The organism is Rhodococcus sp. 852002-51564_SCH6189132-a, assembly GCF_001665495.1.
Classification (GTDB): Bacteria; Actinomycetota; Actinomycetes; order Mycobacteriales; family Mycobacteriaceae; genus Rhodococcus; species Rhodococcus pyridinivorans.
This window is the reverse complement of record NZ_LZMJ01000006.1, coordinates 1-20,023: the sequence shown is the minus strand read 5'-3', so window position 1 is coordinate 20,023 and position 20,023 is coordinate 1. Positions and strand designations below refer to the sequence as shown.

General features: G+C 64.9%; 10 protein-coding genes and 1 pseudogene. 5 read left to right on the top strand and 6 right to left on the bottom strand.

Annotated elements, in window-relative coordinates; all coding sequences use genetic code 11:
• Nucleotides 1-5: 5 nt before the first annotated feature.
• The 5 genes from A5767_RS01245 to A5767_RS01225 form a co-directional block, all read right to left on the bottom strand.
• Nucleotides 6-1,496, bottom strand: coding sequence for an MFS transporter (locus A5767_RS01245; RefSeq protein WP_197483179.1), 1,491 nt, complete (start codon nucleotides 1,494-1,496; stop codon nucleotides 6-8).
• Nucleotides 1,497-1,608: 112 nt separating this feature from the next.
• Nucleotides 1,609-2,778, bottom strand: coding sequence for a cytochrome P450 (locus A5767_RS01240; RefSeq protein ID WP_331712083.1), 1,170 nt, complete (start codon nucleotides 2,776-2,778; stop codon nucleotides 1,609-1,611).
• Between the two features lie 20 nt (nucleotides 2,779-2,798).
• Nucleotides 2,799-4,517 (bottom strand): thioester reductase domain-containing protein, encoded by a 1,719-nt coding sequence (locus tag A5767_RS01235; protein ID WP_082937556.1) that lies wholly within the window; start codon nucleotides 4,515-4,517, stop codon nucleotides 2,799-2,801.
• Entirely contained in the window at nucleotides 4,514-12,484 is a 7,971-nt protein-coding gene (locus A5767_RS01230; protein ID WP_082937555.1) for a non-ribosomal peptide synthetase, read from the bottom strand. Before A5767_RS01230 ends, A5767_RS01235 begins: the two co-directional genes overlap by 4 nt.
• 28 nt (nucleotides 12,485-12,512) lie before the next feature.
• Nucleotides 12,513-14,168, bottom strand: coding sequence for an acyl-CoA dehydrogenase family protein (locus tag A5767_RS01225; RefSeq protein WP_197483177.1), 1,656 nt, complete (start codon nucleotides 14,166-14,168; stop codon nucleotides 12,513-12,515).
• A gap of 846 nt (nucleotides 14,169-15,014) precedes the next feature.
• Between A5767_RS01225 and A5767_RS23560 the strand changes: the two are divergent.
• The 4 genes and pseudogenes from A5767_RS23560 to A5767_RS01205 form a co-directional block, all read left to right on the top strand.
• Nucleotides 15,015-15,223, top strand: a pseudogene (locus A5767_RS23560) (VOC family protein); the annotation flags it as partial.
• 186 nt (nucleotides 15,224-15,409) lie between these two features.
• The gene (locus tag A5767_RS01215) at nucleotides 15,410-16,537 is read left to right on the top strand and encodes an ISAs1 family transposase (RefSeq protein WP_082937553.1); all 1,128 of its coding nucleotides are present in this window, start codon (nucleotides 15,410-15,412) and stop codon (nucleotides 16,535-16,537) included.
• Between the two features lie 766 nt (nucleotides 16,538-17,303).
• Nucleotides 17,304-17,558: a hypothetical protein gene (locus tag A5767_RS01210; protein ID WP_019289459.1), complete on the top strand. Its 255-nt coding sequence runs from the start codon at nucleotides 17,304-17,306 to the stop codon at nucleotides 17,556-17,558.
• Nucleotides 17,559-17,607: 49 nt separating this feature from the next.
• Nucleotides 17,608-18,408, top strand: coding sequence for an HAD-IIA family hydrolase (locus A5767_RS01205; protein WP_006552097.1), 801 nt, complete (start codon nucleotides 17,608-17,610; stop codon nucleotides 18,406-18,408).
• Nucleotides 18,409-18,458: 50 nt separating this feature from the next.
• On the opposite strand, the gene A5767_RS01200 is transcribed toward A5767_RS01205, so the two are convergent.
• The gene (locus A5767_RS01200) at nucleotides 18,459-19,145 is read right to left on the bottom strand and encodes a ZIP family metal transporter (protein ID WP_039958072.1); all 687 of its coding nucleotides are present in this window, start codon (nucleotides 19,143-19,145) and stop codon (nucleotides 18,459-18,461) included.
• A gap of 270 nt (nucleotides 19,146-19,415) precedes the next feature.
• Between A5767_RS01200 and A5767_RS23975 the strand changes: the two genes are divergently transcribed.
• On the top strand, nucleotides 19,416-20,023 hold a 608-nt coding region (locus A5767_RS23975; protein ID WP_331712082.1), incomplete at its 3' end, for a DUF6920 family protein.

The following is a 20,023-nucleotide window of genomic DNA, read 5'->3' as shown; positions in this document are numbered from 1 at the left end:
AAATGTCATGCACTTACCTCGGCGAGCTCGCCCTCGTCGGTGAGCATGTCCGACTTTCGGATGGTGGCGAAGGCGACCAGCGCACCGAGAGCACAAAGGATGCCACACGCGATCATCACCCAGGAGAGTCCGCTCGCGAACCAGGACCGCGCCGAATCGACCACGTCGGCCGGCACACCGGCGAGATCACCGCTGGCCACCGCCTTGCCGAGCTCGCCGGTGCCCGCAGCGTCGATCACCTTGTGCTGGAACAGTGCGCCGAAGACCGCGATGCCGAAAACGACTCCGACCTGTTGGAAGGTCTCGCCGACACCAGATGCCAGGCCGGCTTGCTCAGGTGTGACGACACCCACCGTGACCACGCTTCTGGGCGGATTGAACATGCCCATGCCGATGCCCATGACGATCAGTCCCGGCAACAATCGGACCCACCCCGAGCCGGTGCCCGCAAGCGCCAGTAGCGTCAGGCCCGCTGCGATGAGCAAGATGGCGGTGCCCAACAGCGCTCCCGGAGCCACTCGCGGCAGGATCTGCCCGGTGACCGCGGCCACCACGAACAGCACCAGCGTGAGCGGCAGAAGAACCAGACCAGCCTGCAGCGCCGACAGATCCAGCACGTTCTGGAGATACGAGACGATCAGGAACAGTCCGGCGAGGCTGGTTGCATTCGACAGAAACGTGGCGGTGAGCAGGCCGGAGAATGTCCGATTGCGGAACAGGGCGAGGTCGAGCATCCCTGTGTCGGGATGGCGTTCACTGATGAGGAAGAGTGCGATCAACAACGCTCCGAGTACCAGGGCTGTCAGCACCTCGGTCGACGCCCAACCAAGACGTTCGCTCTCGATGATGCCGAACGTGAGGGCGCCGAGTCCGCCGGCGGATGTCGCCAGTCCAAACAGGTGCGGGCGTCGCGCATTGGGGGACAATACATCCCGTGCCCGACCGAAGCCGACCAAGAGCAGAATTACCCCGATCGGCACGTTCACGAGGAAGACCCATCGCCAGTTCACGGTGGCCAGCAGGCCACCCACCACCGGCCCGAGGGCCAGCGCGAGGCCCGTCACTCCACCGAAGATTCCGAATGCCTTCGCACGATCAACGCCGCTGAACTCCTGCGCGATAAGTGCAGGGCTCACCGCGAAGAGCACGGCGGCCCCGATGCCCTGGACCACCCGCGACACCTCCAGCACCACAAGGCCCGGAGCGAGTCCGGCGGCGAGCGAACCGGCGGTGAAGAGCACCAAGCCGATTATGAACAGGGTACGGCGACCGTACCGGTCGGCGAGTGATCCGCCGGCGAGTAGAAACGCGGCCAGCGGCAGCGTGTAGGCGGCGATGATCCATTGCTGGTCGGCAAGGTCGGCGGAGAACTCTCGGCGGATCATCGGCAAGGTGACATTGATGACCGTTACGTCGAGCATCAACATGAACGTCGCCACGCAGGCCAGCAGAAGTGCCCACCTCCGGAACGATTGGTTGGCGGTCTCTGTGCGCATCGGGATCTGATTCCTTCTCATTGATTTCAGGTCTGTGCAGAGCATTGCAGCGGCAGCCGGGCCGCGTCCCCAAGCGGCGGCAGCGCCTGCGTCGAGTCCGCGAGGGTCCGGTTCACCATGCGACAGGCACCGAGCAGGCGCCGTAGAGCACCATGTCGTCGCGGAACGTCAGGGAGGCAATCTCGCCGGTCAATTGCATCTCAGGAAGTCGTTCCGCCATGACAGTGAAGACCTCGGAGAGTTCGACACGGGCCATCGTCAGACCGATGCACTTGTGGAAGCCGTGACCGAATGCGATGTGCGAACCGAGTTGTGGCCGGGAGATGTCGAAACGGTCTGCGTCTTCGAAAACGTTGGTGTCGCGGTTCGCGGCATTCAGCATGACGAGCACGCCGTCGCCGGCCCGGATCGCCTGTCCCCCGATTACCCTGTCCTCCGTCGCGGCCCGCGGTAGACCAGCGTGGTTGATGGACAGGTAGCGCAGCATCTCTTCGACCGTCTGCGCGGCGCGCTTCGGATCGTCGACGAGAGACCGAAGTTGATCGGGGTGCGTGAGCAGAAGCAACGCTCCGAGACCGATCGTCTGCGCCATCGTGTCGTAGCCGGACAGGACCAGCAACGCGGCCAACCCGATGAGTTCGCCCTCAGTGATAGTGCCGGTGCGCTCGTGTTCGATGAGCCGGCCGAACAGATCGTCCTTGACATGCTTCTTCTTCCGACGCACGAGATCTCCGAAGTAGGCCATCAGGTCGCGCACGGCGACCGCAGCCTCGTCGGGCGGCGTGGACCGATCGAGGATCGTGTCCGTGAGACCGATGAACGTCCCCTGGTCTTCGACGGGGACGTCGAGCAGCTCGCAGATCATGGTGGACGCCACAGGAAATGCGATGTCGGTGACGATGTCGCCTCGCCGATCCTCTGACGCCATCATCTTGTCGAGGGCCTCGTTGATGACTTCGTTGACTCGTGGACGCAACTGCTCCATTCGTCCGATGACGAACTCTCTCGTCACCAGACGCCGCAGCCGAGTGTGATCGGGCTGGTCGAACATCAGGAAATACCCAGGAGGAGGGGTGATGCCCCCTGAGATGTATGAGGGGTACCCCGAAGTTCGGGGGTCCGAGCTGAACGAACGGTCAGTGAGCACCGTGCGGCAGTCGTCGTGGTGAGCGACAAGCCAGGCCGGGCCCGACGGCGTCTGCACCAAAGGCACTCGCGATGTCGCGGCGAGCTCGCGGTACGCCGGGGGCGGGTCGAGTGGCCGCTGCCGATCACGCGGCATGGGGAAGGTCGCCGTGACTGTCATCGAGCGTTCTCACTTTCGGTGAAGGGAGAGGCGCCGCTCCGATCGGGCGGCGGGGGAAGAAACCCGGTCCTGACGAAGTAGTCGAGATAGGTGAACATGACTTCGCGGGTCAACAACAGTTGTCGCACATCGCTTCCGGCCAGCGCGGCCACGAGATTGTCGTCGACGAACCGTGGTGAGTTGCCCGCCAGACCGATCTCCAATCCGGGTGCGTCGGGCGAGAACAGCGGCAAGTAAGGCACCAGATCGTTGTCTTCTCCTCTGTCGGCGGCCGCCAGCAGCCGGGCGTACCACTCGGCGTAGTCGAGAGATTCCAGGTCGTACCCGTAGGCGAGCAGGTGGTCGAGGACGTCGTCCATCATCACCGGGGCGGTGCCGAGCACGTGATAGGTCTGCGGTTCTCGTGCGTCCAGCGCAATATGCGCGACGACGCGAGCGAAGTAGTCGATCGGCACCATCTCGACCTGCAGGTCGTAACGCATCGCGCAGCCCAGGCCGACCCAGCCACGGATGAGGTGATTGATGAACGTTTCCGTCGAGCACGCCCCCGTGGACTGCGCTCCGACCAGCGCTCCGGGCCGGAAGACGGTCACTCGCATACCGCGCTCACGCGCTTGATGCATGAGCTGATCCGAAACCCACTTCGTCTGGCGGTAGCCGCCGAGCACTCCGTCGAGGTCGTCATTCGCCTGCTCATGCCACACCGAAGTTCCCGGCTTGGTGGGCAGCGACCCGGTGGAACCGACATAGTGCACCGGTGTGTTGCCGCCGGTTCTCGCCAGCCGCAGCACTTCCAGCGTGCCGAGAACGTTGGTGACCTTCACCTCCGAATAGGAAGTGGTCCACCGAGAATCGGCGGCGTTGTGGATGATCACGTCGGAATCGGCCGCGGCTCGCGCGTAATCGTCGGGGCGCATACCCAGGTAGGGCCGCGACACGTCCCCCGGAACACCCGCGATGCGATCTTCGTCGCCCGGCCGATTCAGCTCGTATTCGGCGAGATTGGCGACCACGCGCTGCACGACGTCGGCCGGCCGCGCACCGCGGGCCAGCACGGTGACGGTGGCCGAGCTGCGGTCGAGCAGTTCCCGGAGCAGGAACGCCCCCGTGTACCCGGTACCCCCGGTCAGCAGCACGTTACGACTCTCGCGTGAGATGTCACGGTCGAACTCCGGCTTGATGTCGTCAGGCAACTGTGCGTCTGTGCGCATGGTGTGCTCGTCGGCGTAATGCAGCGGCCGGACGATCGTTGTGCTCGGTGTGGTGCCCGACAGTTCCGCAGAAAGGCTTCGGATGGTGGGGGCGGCGATGAACTTGCGCACATCGACACGCTGCCCGGTGACGAGCTTCACCCGCGCCGCCATCTGCATCATGCTCAAGGAGCTGCCTCCCAGTTCGCTGAACGGCGTGTCGATGTCGACATCTTCCGCACCGAGTCCCAGGATTTCGTTCCAGACGGTTGCCACCGTGCGCTCGAGTTCGGTGCGCGGCGACACGTGTTCGATCTTCGCTGCGACCGGCGCAGTGATCGGCGCCGGAAGTCGCGATCGATCGGTCTTGCCGTTCGGCAAGCGTGGAAATTCTTCCAGCACAACATATTTGCTCGGAACCACACCGGGCGGAAGCAGGGTTGCGATGTGCTGCCGCACATCATTGATCAGCTTCGTGTTGCCGACTGTGCCGGTCGGCATGGTGCTCACCGCTGTCGTGTTCACGCCTCTCCTTTCGGACCGAATCGCAAGTCCAATCTCTGCAGCGAGTCCTCGTGGGGAACCAGCTCGACAGTGCGGCCCTCGCCAGCGGCCAGTGCTTCGAGGTCGGTGAGATCGGGATCGACGGCCCACGACTGCGACCACGCCGTGCGCTCGAGATCCCACACCGTCTGGCCCGGCGACGCGGTCGGCAGCTCAGCCGCCGTTGCCGCCACCCACGCAAGTTTCGGATTCGGCACGCCGATCACCGTGACCGCGTCGTCGAACCGCTCCAGCGTCTGCCGGAGCGAGCCTGTCGCAGACCACCCGACCGAATGTCTCAGTTCCTCACTCCGGCAAGACTTCCGCACGACCACGTCGTATCGGAACAACGACATCTCATTGCACGCGGCGGTCCGCTTCACCCGAAACTCGACGTCGACGCCGGCTTGTTCGGCCCACATCCGGAAGAAGCGCGGCGCGACACAGAGCTCCGACTCTCGCTCCCGTCTTTGAGCGACACGGGACCGCACATCGTCTACGGCGTCCAACGGCGCCGCCCGGCTCAGCTCCACGTCCAGGTAGAAGAGTTCGAGGTCCTCGAAGCTCCGCACGTCGCCGACGAAAACCGCTCCGGCGTCGTCGATGAGCTCGACGGCACGGTCCAGGACAGACGCCAGGTAGTCGATTGACGGGAAGTACTGGATGACCGAGTTGAGCACGACCACGTCCCGCGAACCGGCCACGAGATCCTGCAGAGCTGTGGCGTCGCCGTGCCGCAGTTCCACTTCGACTCCCGGCAACGTGTGTTTCGACGCCGCCTCGATCGCCGCGACAGAGATATCGACGCCCAGGTAGGACTCGGCCGCGCCTGCCAGACCCCGCATGATGAGACCGGTGCCGACTCCGATTTCCAGCACCCGACGGTGCGGCGTTTCGCAGATCCGCCCGACGGTGTGCCGCACCCATTCGTCCATCTCAGCCGAGGGGATCAGCTGATCGGTGTAGCTGCTCGTCCATCCCGCGTACGGGTTGTCCTCGGCGTCGGTGTAGGCACCGTCCCACAACTGGGACCAGCTGTCGGTGACTGCCGAAGCGTCGGCCGCAGCGTCGACGTGCGGCAGCAGGTAGGCGACGAGCTCGGAATCGCGGAGCACGACCGCTGCCTCGGCTACGCCGGGATACCGTGACAGGGCTCCTTCGATCTCGTCGAGCTCGACGCGCTGACCGTGCACTTTCACCTGCCGGTCGAGGCGACCAACCACCTGGACCTTGCCGTCGTGTGTGAGGCAGGCGAGGTCGCCGGTTCGGTACAGTCGCTGCCCGCCGGTCTCACAGAACCGATTCTGTGTCAGCTCCGGGCGGCGTAGATAGCCGGGGCTGACACCTTCGCCGCCAATCCAGAGTTCCCCGACCACGCCGGTCGGCACCGGGTATCCGTCGGTGGACAGAACGGTCAGTGTGGTGTTTGCAATCGGTCGCCCTACAGAGACGAGTCCGGTGGGGTCGACCGTCCGTACCTCTTCGAATGCCGACCAGATGGTGGTCTCGGTCGGCCCGTACATGTTGTAGACCCGAGTCCGTGGCAATGTGCGGACGAGTTCGGCAGCGAGACCGCTCGGGAACTGTTCACCGCCGACGAGCAGCGACCGCAGGTTCGCCATCGCAGCCATACCAGCCTTGTCTTGCACGATCACCGACATCACAGATGGCGTCGCCTGGAACATCGTCACTCCGTAACGGCGACAGAGCTCGGTGAGTGAATGCCCGGTCCGCTCGACATCACGCCGATGGAGGCTGAACAGCTCGTGCAGACGGTCCAGCCCGGAAATCACATCCTGGCGCGGCACTCCAAAGTCGATGAGCGCGGCCACTTCGTCGACACCTGCGTCTTGGATGCGCCGGACCAACTCGATACGCGTTTCGGGGGCGCCGAACAGCCCGGCGTCCTGGTAGTAGCGGTCGATCGCGATATCGATGACGGCGTCGAGGTAGTCCTCGGCGTCCTCCTGGGGGAACTCCTGTCCGGTGCTGGCGAACATGGTGCGCCACAGCTCGCCAGCGCCCCGCAGGTAGTTCCTGAACGGTTCGCGCGCCGCGGACCGAGCCTCCTCGTCAGTTGCGCCGAGATACGTGTGCAGCATCAGGGTGACCGTGCCCGGACCGTCATGACCCGCTTCGGCCCTCACAGACCGATACAGTCTGATCCGCTCGGTCAGCGTATCGAGGTCCTGGCCGAACAGATGCGTCAGAATATTCACCCCGCGGCGACCGGCGTCGATGAAGGTGGCCTCCGTGCCCACCGTCGTCAGCCACAGTTCCGGGAGCGGCTGGACGGGGCGCGGATAAGTGACCAGTTCGACCTCCTCTCCACTGCCGCCTGTCCGGGTGCTCGGCTCGCCTCGCCACAGCCTCGAGAACTCGTCGATCCGGTCCGCGAAAACCGTCTTGCGGTCGCCGAACTCGGATGGTGCGAGCGCGAAGTCGTTGGAGTTCCACCCCGGCGCGAACGCCAGTCCGATCCGCCCGCCGGAAAGCTGGTCGACGACCGCCCACTCTTCGGCCAGTCGGAGCGGATCGTGCAACGGCGCGACCACACTGCCGCTGCGAAGGTGGACGTTCGAGGTGATCGTCGCGAGCGCCGCCGAAGTGAGCGCCGGATTCGGGTACAAACCACCGAACGGATCGAAGTGTCGTTCCGGCGTCCACACAGCCCGGAAGCCGTGAGTGTCGGCGAAGCGTGCGGCATCGAGAAGCAGCCGGTAGCCCTCACTCGCAGCCGCCGCATCCGATGCGCCACCAGCGAAGAAGAACAGGCTGACGTCCAGCGGGGAACGCCGTGTCGCGGTCGAATCGTCCGAGGTGATGTGCTGTGCGATCTGATCGTCGGCAACCACTACGTGCGCACCGGTAGTCAACGGCCACAACAACTCGAGGACCGAGATGTCGAAAGACAAGCTCGTCGCCGCGAGCATCACGTCGTCCGGCGCGCAACCGATCGCCCCGTCCATCGCTGCAAGGAAGTTCGCCAAGTTGCGGTGCGTGATCTGCACGCCCTTCGGGATGCCGGTCGATCCCGAGGTGTAGATCACATAGGCGGTATCGGCAAGTTCCACTCGGGTCCGCGCCACGTCGTGGCCGGCGTCCAGGTCGAGGTCGTTCGGCCGCAACGCCGCGACGCCGACGAGGAAGTCCGGATTCGCGTCGGTGACCACCGCGCGTGGCGCAGCATCGTCCACGATCGTCGCGAGCCGCGCCACCGGATATCCCGGGTCCAACGGGATGTAGTAGCCGCCGGCCTTGAACACGCCCAGAATCGCGGCGACGAGATGCCGGCCACGAGGCAGATGGACGGCCACAGCATCGCCCTGCCGGACGCCGATCCGCAACAACCCCTCGGCGTATCGGTCGGACCATCTCGCCAGTTCAGCGTAGGTCCACGATCCGTCACGATGACTCACCGCAAGCGCGGCGGGATGGAGCCGGATGCTCTCTTCGATGCGGCTCAGCACGGTTCCCGACGGAGTCACACGGATCGTCGGGCCCGTGAGCTCGGTGATCTCATCCGCATCGAGCAGGTCGATGGACCGCACAGGCACAGCACTGTCCACCGTGGTCAGGGCCTCCAGCGCACGCTCGTGCAATGCTGCCAGGCGAGACAGTTCGTCGGCGGAGAAGACCCCGAGGTTTCCATCAATCCAGCCGCTGCACTCGGCGTCGTCGGTGAACAAGAAGTCCACCGCGGCAGGAAAATTCGTGTCGGCTACAGCCCGGACATCGTTCATCCGAACTGGCACGTCCTGGTAGTCTGCGCGCCGGAAATCCATGAAGTTGACGTAGGTCGGCAGGTCGCCCAGGTGGATGTCGCCGCGCAGATCCCGCTCCAGAATCCCGAACGGGACGTACCGGTGCGGCACGACACGTGCATCCCACTTGCGCAGTTCGGCAAACAGCTCGCTCACCGACCGATCGTGTGTCTGCACGTGCAGAGGAAGGGTGTTGAGGAAGACTCCGATCAGCCGGTCGGCGTCTGCGGTTTCGGGCCGTGCATTCGCGATCACTCCGGTCAGGACGTCGTTCTGTCCGCTTGCGACCGCCACCGCAAGGACATGCGCCGCGACGAAGACCGTTCGTAACGAGACTCCGTGCCGGGACGCAAGTTTCTGGATCCCCTCGGACGTGACCGCCGAGATCGCGATCGGAAACCGCGCGATCTCGTTGCGGACATCGGTTTCGGCAACCGGGCGCCGTCCGAAGATCTGTGGGAGACGCGCATCGTGCAGTTCAGCGCTCCAGAACTCCCGCGATGTGGGCTCGATCGAACGCTGCCGTTCGAGCGCAACGTAATCGGCGAAAGTCGTGACCGGCGCCGATGGCAGCACGTCGTCGCCGAATGCGGCGACGATTTCTTCGATCAGGAGGACATCGCTCCAGCCGTCGAGCACGACGTGGTGCTCGACAGCCGTCAACTGGAATCCGCGGGGGCCCAACGGATGCACTGCGAACCGTATCAGCGGAGGACGTTCCAGATCGAAGTCGGCCGAGCGTGCTTCGTCGACGAACGCGTCGAGCCGCCTGCAGACCTCTTCCTCGTCGAAATCCTCGAGGTCGCGGATCTCGTCGATCGGGATGTCGACCGTCGCATGCACCAACTGGAGCGGTTCGCTGTACGACGTCAGATCGACGGAGATTCGCAGCTGTGGATGCCGTTCGAAGACCAGGTCGCAGGACCGCCGCAACCGCTCGGCGTCGTATTGCTGCGGCACTGCGACGCTGGTGACGACCCGATAGACCGTCGAGCTCTGATCCTTCGCGAACTGGTACAGGATGCCCTGCTGCATCGACGTCAGTGGATACGCATCGACGACCGCATCGGGCAGTCGCTCACGATCGGCGGGTGAGACAAGGCTGAACGGAGCGACGGCATCCGGAGCCGCACTGCATCCCAGACGGGGGGCGAGCGCGGCAGGAGTCGGGTGCGTATACAGGTCCTCGATCGCGAAGGTGAGGTTCAGCTCGTCCTCGACGACCGACCGCAGCCGGACTGCGCGCATCGAATCGCCGCCGAGCGCGAAGAAGTTGTCGTCGGGTCCGACGAAGGTGCATGCCAGCACCGCGGAGAAGGCACGCTGAACGCCGGCTGCCCGCCCGTTCCCAGAAGCCGCTGGGATACATTCCGACTGCTCGATCGCGCTCGCTTGCAACCCTGCTGTGTCTCGTTTTCCGTTCGGCAGCACGGGGATTGCGTCAATTGCGATCCAGCGCACCGGAATCATGTAGTCGGGCAGATCGCGCCTCAGCTCCTCGCGCAGATCTGTGAACGGCCGCGACGCGCCGGCCACGAAAGCGATCAGCCGGTCGTTCGCGGGGCCAGGCTCCGGAATAACCGCGACATCGATGTCTCCGGCGGTTTGCTGGATCTGCGCCTCGATTTCGCCAAGCTCGACGCGATGGCCACGGATCTTCACCTGGTGGTCGCTACGGCCCAGATACTCGAGCACACCGTCTTCGGTCCACCTCACGATGTCCCCGGTGCGGTACGTACGTTCGCCGAGTTCGCCGCCCTGCACGAACTTCTCACTATTCAGTTCCGGTCGCCCGAGGTATCCGTCGGCGAGCTGGATCCCGTGGATGCACAGTTCGCCGGGGACACCGACCGGCACCAGGCGCAACCGCTCGTCCACCACGCTGATCCGGGTGTTGGCGACCGGTCGTCCGATCGGAACGTTGCCCTGCACCACCTCGTCACGGCCGCATGTCCACGCCGTGACGTCGATGGCAGCCTCGGTGGGACCGTACAGGTTGTGCAGCCGCACACCCGGCAGCCGATTCAAGAATGTTTCGACGGTGCCGGGGCGTAGAGCCTCCCCTGACGAAAAGACGTGACGGAGAGCTCGAGGCGCCCGCCGTGTCTCCCGAAGGAATGCGTCGAGCATCGTCGGCACGAAGTGGGCGACGGTAATTTCTTCGGAGTCGATCACCGCCGCAAGTGCCCGGGGATCCCGCTCGTGTCCGGCCGGCAGGCAGTGCAGACGCGCACCGGTGATGACTGGCAGCACCGTTTCCCACAGCGCCACATCGAATGCCGGATTGGTCTTCTGTAAGTAGACGTCGGTCTGATCGAGTCCGTAGTCCTCCTTCATCCATTGCAGCCGGTTCCACAACGCCGCGTGCGATACGACAACGCCCTTGGGTCGGCCGGTGGAGCCGGAGGTGTAGACGAGGTATGCGGGCGATTCGCGCTGGGGAGGTCCAGGCAGATCGTCGCCGCCGTCGACGGCGAGCAAATCCTGGTAGCTGATTCCCGGTACGTCACCCGTGACCGCCCGGTGGTCGCCGTCGGAGAGAACAAGCGCCGGAGAACTATCCGCCACAACGTATTCGAGGCGGCCGGACGGTCCGGACGGGTCGAGCGGCAGATAGACCGCACCGAGCCGCATGATACCGAGAACCGCGCACACCTGGCGAGCGCTGCGCGGCATCAGCACACCGACCACATCGCCTGGCTTCACACCCGATTCATGCAATGCTCCGGCAACCGCGCGTACCGTGTCGGCGACCTCTCGCCGGGTCATCTGGCCGCCTTCCCCGGACAGTGCCACGGTGTCGGGGTCGAGGCCGGTCACCTGGTCCAGCGCCCCGGCGAGCGGCTGCTCCTGCGGAAACGTGCGGTCGGTGGCGTTGAATGACCTCAGGAGTTCGATCTCCGACTCCGGCAGAATATCCAGTCCGGCGACGGTGCTGTCGGCGCTGACGTCGCCTGCCGACCGCAGCAGACGGGCGATGCGGGCGGCGTGCCGGGCCACAGCGTCGCCGCCCTGGGTCCGGCCGTCGCTCACGACATGAGCACGCACGTCACCGTCCAGCCGGTACAGGTCGACGGCCAGATCACGTACCGGCCCCGTCGAAATCTGCTCGATCCGGCCGGTCGCCTCGCCCAGCGAGATGGCATTGCTGAACGACATGACGTTCAGCACCACATTCGGCCGTCGCACAGACGGATCGGTCTGCCTGGTACGCCGCAGGATCGTCTCCCCGCGTACTTTCTGGTGCTCGAGAAGATGACGGATGCGCTCGTCGACGTGCTGGATGACGTCGACGAAGCGGTCGTCCAGGCCGATCTCCAGAAAGAGCGGAAGTTCGTTGGAGAACATGGCCGGGAGTGCACGCTGACGAGGAGTATGCCGACCGCGAGTGGGGAATCCGACAACCACGTTGTCAGAATCGGTAATACGCCGCAGGTAGCAGGCGATCAGAGCCGTCAGCACCGTCGACCAGCGTGCCCCGAACCTGGACGCACATTCGTCGGTGGGTGCCGCGGGGGTCACCGCTGCGGCTCCGCGCCGACCGGCCGGACCCGCCCCTGAGGGTAGTTCGACGGTCCACGGACGTCCGGTCACGAATTCTGCCCACACGTCCTCATTCGCAGCGAAGGCTGCTGCGAGATCGCGTTCGTCTGCGACGAGATCGGCGTGCATGTGCGTCGACAGGCCCGCGGACGTACCCCCGGAGTCGTTTTCGTTGTACAGCTCGGCGATTCGGTTCCAGAGGAGCACCTGCCCGAAGCCGTCGCACAGCAGATGGTGGTAGCGCATGTAGAAGACCGACCGGTTGTCGGACATCGTGTAGAACACGAACTCCGCAGCGACCTCTTTGGTGAGATCCACCGGTGAAGCGGACCGGGCGGTCATTTCCTGCATTGCAGTGCGCTCAGCGTCCTCGGCACCGGTGAGATCGATGTGGGCGAGTGTCGGCGCTTCTCCGGCGACCAAGTGCGGGTTTTCAACGTCTCCGGCGATGGTCATCCACAGGTTCGACGCTTCCGCGACGGCTGCGTCGAATGCTCGCTCGAACTTCGGAAAGTCGATGGCGCCCTCGATGTCGAGGTAGCCGGCACAGATGAACTCCGCACTCTCGGGGGCCATCTGTTGAGCGGTCCACAATTCGCGTTGCGCAGCAAGCAAAGGCTGCCCGGTTTGTACTGCAGTCATTTCTCCGTGATTCCTGTCACCGGCGCCGTCAGGCGGAAAGGTCTGCGCTGATGGACGCGACGATCGGAAGCAACTCGCGTGTGCTCTGGACGCCTCCGCGTTCAGCGATAGGTGTCAGCATCTGCAGCACCGTCGACGGTATTCGCATCACTCGTCGGGCGCGCAGGACACACTCGATGAGATCGTCGGTGAGCCAGTTCGCCACCCGGTCGGCAACCTCTTCCGACTCGCCGGTCTCGGTGAGCTGCTGAAGGACCACGACACCGAAGAAGCAGCGGGTGAAGAGCTCGCCCCGAGCCTCGATCACCGCTTCGTCGCCACGGCGGGGCAGGTCCTTTTCGAACACCTCTGCCAGTGCAGAGACCAGCGCGACAAACTCCCGGCCACCGGCGAGATCAGTGGTCAGAACACTTCGGTCGATGTACGAGAAGGAGGTGTTCTCCAGCTTGCCGAGCGGCTGTTGACTCAGGAGGTAGGAAACGCCGACGTCTCCTGACGACATCTGCATTTCGGCATCGTCGTGGCCGCGGAGATAGGCCGAGAAAGCGCTAGCGGCCCGCACGGACTGCATCATGTTGACGTACCGCGTGCCTTCGAGACGGGGAAGCCACTCGACGTACTGGGCCATAATCCGGAACAGCGATTCGGATTCGAAGGCGCGAGCGGAGATGGCTTCACCGAGATCCCGGATCACTTCCACCGCCTTGAGGGTGACGAGCGATTTCGCCACCGAGGTCATCAGCCGGAACGACCTGTCCGCAGAACTGGCGCGCTCGAGACTCTGAATCGTCGCTTCGTTGAATGCATTCAGAGCCACAATCCGAATCCCAGCATCGTTCAGGATCCGGCGGATCTGCCCGAACTCTATGACCTGTGAGCCGAACAGCGATCGAGTCGAGGTGTGTTGCACGGTTTCGGCCAGTGCCCGCCGAGCCATCCCCACTGAAGCGGTCGCCAAGTTGAACTTCCCGACGTTGAGGGTGTTGACCGCATCGGCGAACGCCTGACCGCCGGCAGTGATCATGTCTTGCGGTCCGAATGCGTATCCCTCGAGGCGGAACTGGGTCACGCGCATCTGCTCCGGGACCGCATTGCGTTCGACGATGTAGCCGCGCTGTCGCGCGTCGGCCCGAAAGAACGCGTAACCGCCCTCAGCGCCATCGTCGTAACGCGCGAAAGTGGTGACCAGCTGAGAACTCTCGGCGTTGCCCGAGTAATCTTTCTGGGCCTCGGCGATATAGCCGTGCCGCGCAGGCCGCACGACTGAACGGGTATGCCTCCAGTCCGCACCCGCGGCCCGCTCCGACATCGCGAACGCCCCGAAGACTCCTCGTTCGAAACCCTCGCGGTACACGTCACGAACCTGCAGGTTGTCGGACATCCACACCGGCAGTGCAGCCAGCGAGGACACGTGCCACATCAGCCATTCGGTGAATCCGTGCGCGGCCAGTGCGGAGCTGGTCCCAGCAACGCGCCGCGGGGTCCAACCGAGCAATTCCGGCTGCGCAGAGGGGATCAGAGTGCGTGCGAGAAGCTTCGAATCCCGAACGAACTCAATGAAATCGGCAGGGGTGGCCCGCACAGCCTCCTGTCGTGTTGTGACGTTCGCTCCCCGGTCACGGAACCACTCCCGGACTTCGGTCTCGACTCCGGAGTCATAGGAAATCCCTACCATCGTGGTCATACATCCCCCCCAATTCAGCTGCATCCGTAACACTTCGGCAACTCGAGACCGCATGAATGCCTGGCCACACTCGAACTCGAGGCCCAGCCCGACAATCAAACCGAAATCCCGGTTTGATTTACGATTCTTGCATGGTTGCTCGAAACGGAACCTGCCGAAGTGCTCGATCCCAACGGGGATTGCGCCGCGCCGTGTTCGGGTCCAACGGGAGTTTCGCCGCAGCCTGATCGCCGCCGAAATTGTCCTGTTCCTTCGCCTCTTCGGGTTGGTTGATCCATTCGACTTCGGGCAACGCTAGGGTCGACGAGGGCTCGGCGGCCCGAACCTTTCCGGAGCTCACCGTGGCGAACCGCGTCATCGAAGCCGCACACACACACCGCTCACCCCGCAGCAGGGCGACTGTCTCGACCTTCGTGGACGATTTGTGTTGTGCATCGATCGAATCCTCATCGGCACCCCGGCCGAACCGGTCACCGAGCGGATCCCCACTCCGCAGCTCCCACCGGAAAGAGCCGGACTCGAGGTCGCCACCGCGGTGCCGATGCGGCCCGGCCGTGCCGTAGCCGTACGCGAATTCGCACGACAGATGGGCCGCTCCCCCAGGCACGGTCTCCTCGCAGCGCCGAGACGGCTTCGTCGATGCCCGGAACGCGGTCGCGGGGACGGAATTGTTCCGGCAGGTCGCCGAGCCGGCGTGTTTACCTGACACCACTCCCCATCCTGGATCAAGCGAGCCCGATACGACCGTTGCGACTCGGCGTCGATACAGTGAGACACGAATCCGGTTGGACACTCACCGATTCCGCAGGTTTCAATGCTGCCCCCCGACCGTAAGAACCGCGCGGTTCGCAACCACAGAAGGCCTTCGACGAACGGGATGTGGGCCTGGATCACATCGCCTTCGGTTGTACGGCAGGTGATCTGGTGAAATGGCGCGATCGGCTCGACAGTTTGGGAATCGCACACGGAGACATCAAGGAGGCCGATACGGCTCGGGACTCCCCCTCCGCGACCCGGACAACATCGCGCTCGAATTCTTCGCGCCACCGAGTTGATCGCATCGTCCGGCCGAGCGGGCACGTCGTGTCGCTCCGCCTCAGCCCCAGGGTCCCGGAAAGGTTGACTCGACAATGCCCTGACCTGGGATTTTATGAGTGTGGGGCTGGTGATGGGAGGGTGTGCCCCACAGGCTTGGATGGAGGTTGCGACACCAACCCAGCCGAACCCGAGGTCACACCCGTATGCCATCTTCCCCCACCCCTTCGTCGACCGCGCATCCGACACGACACGAGCGATTGTTGTCGGCGTTCGAGACGGTCCCGGACCCCCGAGACCGGCGTGGAGTGCGCTACCGACTTGCCGGGGTCCTTGCTCTCGCGGTGACCGCCACCATTGCCGGCTGCCGGTCGTTCGCGGCGATCGGCCAGTGGGCTGCCGAGGCGACGGTCGAGGTGTTGACGTCATTCGGGTTCACCGATGCAGCAGCTCCGGACGAGTCGACGCTGCGGAAACTGTTCGCCCGCATCGACGCCGACGCCCTCGACACCGCACTCGGTGTATGGATGTGGACCCGCACCGTCGTCACAGGTCAGCGGAGGGTGATCGCGATCGACGGAAAGACCCTTCGCGGCGCACGACGCCGCGCAGACGACACCGCCGCACCGCACCTGGTGGCCGCGTTCGACCACGGCGCCGCCACGGTCCTCGGGCAGGTCTGCGTGAAGGAGAAGAGCAACGAGATCCCGGCCGCGCGAACACTGCTGGCCCGATTCGACCTCGCGGGCGCGGTGGTGACGATGGACGCCATGCACACCCAAACCGACACCGCCACCCTGATCACCGGCGCCGGCGGCGACTACGTGTTCACGGTGAAGAAGAACACCCCCACCCTGCACAGGGAGTTGAAAGCGTTGCCGTGGAGAGATGTCCCCGCCACCAGGGTCACGACGACCGGACGGGGTCGGCGGATCACCCGCACGATCAAGGTCACTGCCGTCCCCGGATGGATCGACTTCCCCGGCGCCGCTCAGGTCGCGCAGATCCGCCGCACCGTCACGAAGAAGGGGCGCAAGACCGTCGAGGTCGTCTACCTGGTCACCTCCGCCGACCACCTCGCCGCACCGCCCGCGGTGCTCGCGACGTGGGTGCAGGGACATTGGGGCATCGAGAACCGTCTGCACTGGGTGCGGGATGTGACGTTCGCCGAGGATTCGTCGCAGGTTCGCACCGGGCAGGCCCCGAGGATCATGGCGACCTGCCGTAGCCTCGCGATCGGCCTGCTTCGCCTCGCCGGCTGGGACAACATCGCCGCCGGGTTACGGCATCACGCCAGGCATCCCGATCACGCACTCATGCTGGCCTTGACCTGAGGAAACCCGACCTTTCCGGGGCCCTGATCTCCAAGGGCCTTGATCAAGATTTCGATCGATTCGGCCATGAAATGCAGCCTCTTCCGCCTGTTTCACGATGCCGCGTGTCAAGGCGAGAAAGTGTCGGGCAAGATGCCCGTACCGCCCACGCTACTCGTGATTGCCGACGTGGGGTGAGGAACACCTGCTGGGCGTCCTGCGGAGACCTCAGGACTAGGGGGTGCCGACCAGGTCCGGAGATCAGAGGGTGTGGCCGAGGATGTGGGTAAGGGCGATGAGGGCGGCGAACCAGATGAGAGTTCCGCCGAGTGTGGCGAAGTCTGTGTACATGAGTGGTGTCGAGCGTACGCCGGTTGAAGCATCAACCGGCGTATCGTTCGTCACAGCCTGTCGCGCACGCAATCAGCTTCCGCACGCGCTTACCTCCCGCGGGGAATAGACGGGGATCTGGTCGCGTTGTGCTGGGCGGATCGGGTGCATATTCGTGTCCCCCGGGCTCAACCCTTTGCCTTCACGGAAGTTCCGTTCGACTGGAGCCGTGTTGCGCCTTTTGCCGAGAGGCGACCGAACGCACCCGATCCCTTCACACTTCGTAACGCGAGTCGGCGCACTCCGCCACGCGAGCCTTCGCCACCGGATGCGCTTCCCGCACGGATGTGGCCGACCCGCCCCGGCGACCGAATACCACCGGGTTCGGCCACCGCTCCACCGGGTACCTCCGGAAGACACCGACAGGTTCGAAAGAACAGCAAGTGCAGGAGGACATGTGCCCACCAACTTGACCGCCACCGACCTTCGAGAACTCCTCGATTCGACGCTCGATGACCCCGCACTCGTTCTGGAGGAGGGACGCTTCCGCGTGGTCGGAGGTCAGGAGCTCACGGATGAGAACCGAGCGTTCCTCGTGGTCACCAGGGAAGACCTCCGCAAGCAGCTACCGCAGGATCGGGACCACGACGAGAGCGACCTGGAGCTACAGGCGGGCGTGCTCGGCTCGACCGTCGCGAACCTCGGCGGGTGATCGCCTTGTATCGGCTGCCGACCGGAACAGTAGGTGACACACTCGGAGAATGAGCGAAGAACCCACATCCGCGCCGGTCTGGAACTACCTGATGGACATGGATGGTGTTCTCGTGCACGAGGATCACCTGATCCCCGGTGCCGACGCGTTCCTGACGGAGCTCCGCGACACCGGTACGCCGTTCATGGTGCTCACCAACAATTCCATCCGCACACCCCGAGATCTGCGGGCGCGCCTGCTGCGCTCCGGCCTCGACGTGCCCGAGAAATCGATCTGGACCTCCGCGCTGGCGACGGCGACGTTCCTCGCCAATCAACGTCCCGGTGGCAGCGCTTACGTGGTGGGTGAATCCGGATTGACCACCGCGCTGCACGACATCGGCTACGTCCTCACGGACAGCGACCCGGACTACGTCGTCCTCGGTGAGACACGCACGTATTCCTTCGAGGCGATCACCACCGCGATCCGACTGGTCGAACGCGGCGCCCGGTTCATCGCGACCAATCCGGACCCGACCGGCCCGTCACGAGAGGGTTCGCTTCCTGCCACCGGGGCAGTCGCAGCGCTCATCACCCGCGCGACCGGCCGTGAGCCGTATTTCGTGGGCAAGCCGAACGCCCTGATGATGCGGTCGGCCCTGCGTGCGATCGGTGCGCACTCCGCACACACGCTGATGATCGGTGATCGCATGGACACCGACATCGTCTGCGGCCTCGAGGCCGGTCTGCAGACACTGCTGGTCCTGACCGGCATTTCGACCCGCGAGTCCGTCGAGCGGTTCCCCTACCGCCCGACCCGCGTCATCAATTCCGTTGCGGATCTCGTTGGGTCAACGGCAAATCCGTTCTGAAGAGTATCGGGGGTCCGAACTTTCGGCCGGATCCGATGAGGGTGGGCTTTTCATGCACCGAGAGCGAAGGCGACCAGGAATCCCAGCGAAGTGCAGATACCGACCCACCATCCGCCTTCTCGATAGGCTTCCGGCATCAACGAGTCGGCGATCACCGCAATGGTGGCGCCTCCGGCGAATGCCTGGATCAGCGGAATTCCCGCTTCCGGCAGAGAATCGGCGAACGCAGTGGCCACCACAACCACCGCCACCAGCAGAACGGCCGTCACGCCCCAGATGAGCAGAGCAGAGCGATGCGACAGAGCCGACCGCATCGACGCCGCACCCGCCACCGCCTCGGGGATGTTGCCAACCGCCACGGCCACCAGCAACACGATTCCACCGCTGCCGGCTGCGAGAGTGGTCCCCAACGCAGCATTCTCCGGAACGCCGTCGAGGAGGGCCCCGAGCATCAGCGCCCAACCCAGGGCTGCAGGGCCGAGCATGTTCTCGATCACGCGATCGGCAACGACATAGACGACGGTTCCCAGCATCAAGGCCCCGCCGGCCGCCCACAACCCCTGGTCGGCGAAGGCCGGGGCGAACAGTTCTGTGGAGACCGCCGCCACCATGGCACCGGCGCCGAAGGCCATCAACCCCGCGAGCACCGGGCGGGGCAGGTTGTAGAGCAGGCCGATCGCAGCTCCGAGGAACAAGGGCACGGCGGTCCCCAGTCCGTACCACAGGGCCGTCAACATCGAACCGAACCCCCGCGTCGGCACCGTCCTCTACTCGTTACGCTCATGTGTACCTCTTCCGTCCCGGCGACCTGGTACCCAGGGACGTCACCGCCGACCGACTCGGCAGGGTCACCTATAACGCGATGATCGACGATTCCGTCGGCAAGGACACGGTGCCCAGGCATAATTTGCTCGAATCAGCGAGTATCGGCCCACACCATCGATGAAGCACCGAGTCCGAGCGAAGCATCGTGAAGGGCCGAATCGAGCGGTGGAGGATTCGTGCGCATGGGCCGTGCACCGATTATTCCGCGCGCCGCTCATCATGTCGGCGCACACTGGCGTGCTCTGTCCGAGATCAGGGGCACCGGTGAGCGGTTCGTCCCGGCCCTGACCGAACCCCTGCCGCCTGCTGCGCGGCGTTGGATCAACCATGCGGTGGCCGAGGGCACGCCGATGGCCGCAGCCGCACGACTCGAGATGTCCGGGCAGATCCGGCTCGGATCCTGGCGACCGTTCACCGCTGTCCAACTCCTCGCCCCGACGTCGGGATTCGTGTGGGCTGCGACCACTCGGATCGGCCCGGTATCAGTGTCGGGGTACGACCGCTTCACCGACGGTTGTGGCGAGATGTGTTGGCGGATAGGGGGAATCATTCCGGTGATGTCCGCGGACGGCCCTGATGTCAGCGACAGCGCGGCCGGCCGCCTGGCCGGGGAGAGCATCTTCGTGCCGACGTCGTTTCCCCTCGCACGGTGGCGGGGGGGCGCCATTGGGGGGCGCCGGGCCGGGGCCGGGGGGGGGGCGCACCGCAACCGGGGGGGGGGGGTGGGCGAGGGCGGGGCGTTGTGGGGGGGGGGGGTGGGGGGGGGGGGGGGGGGGGGGGGGGGGGGGGG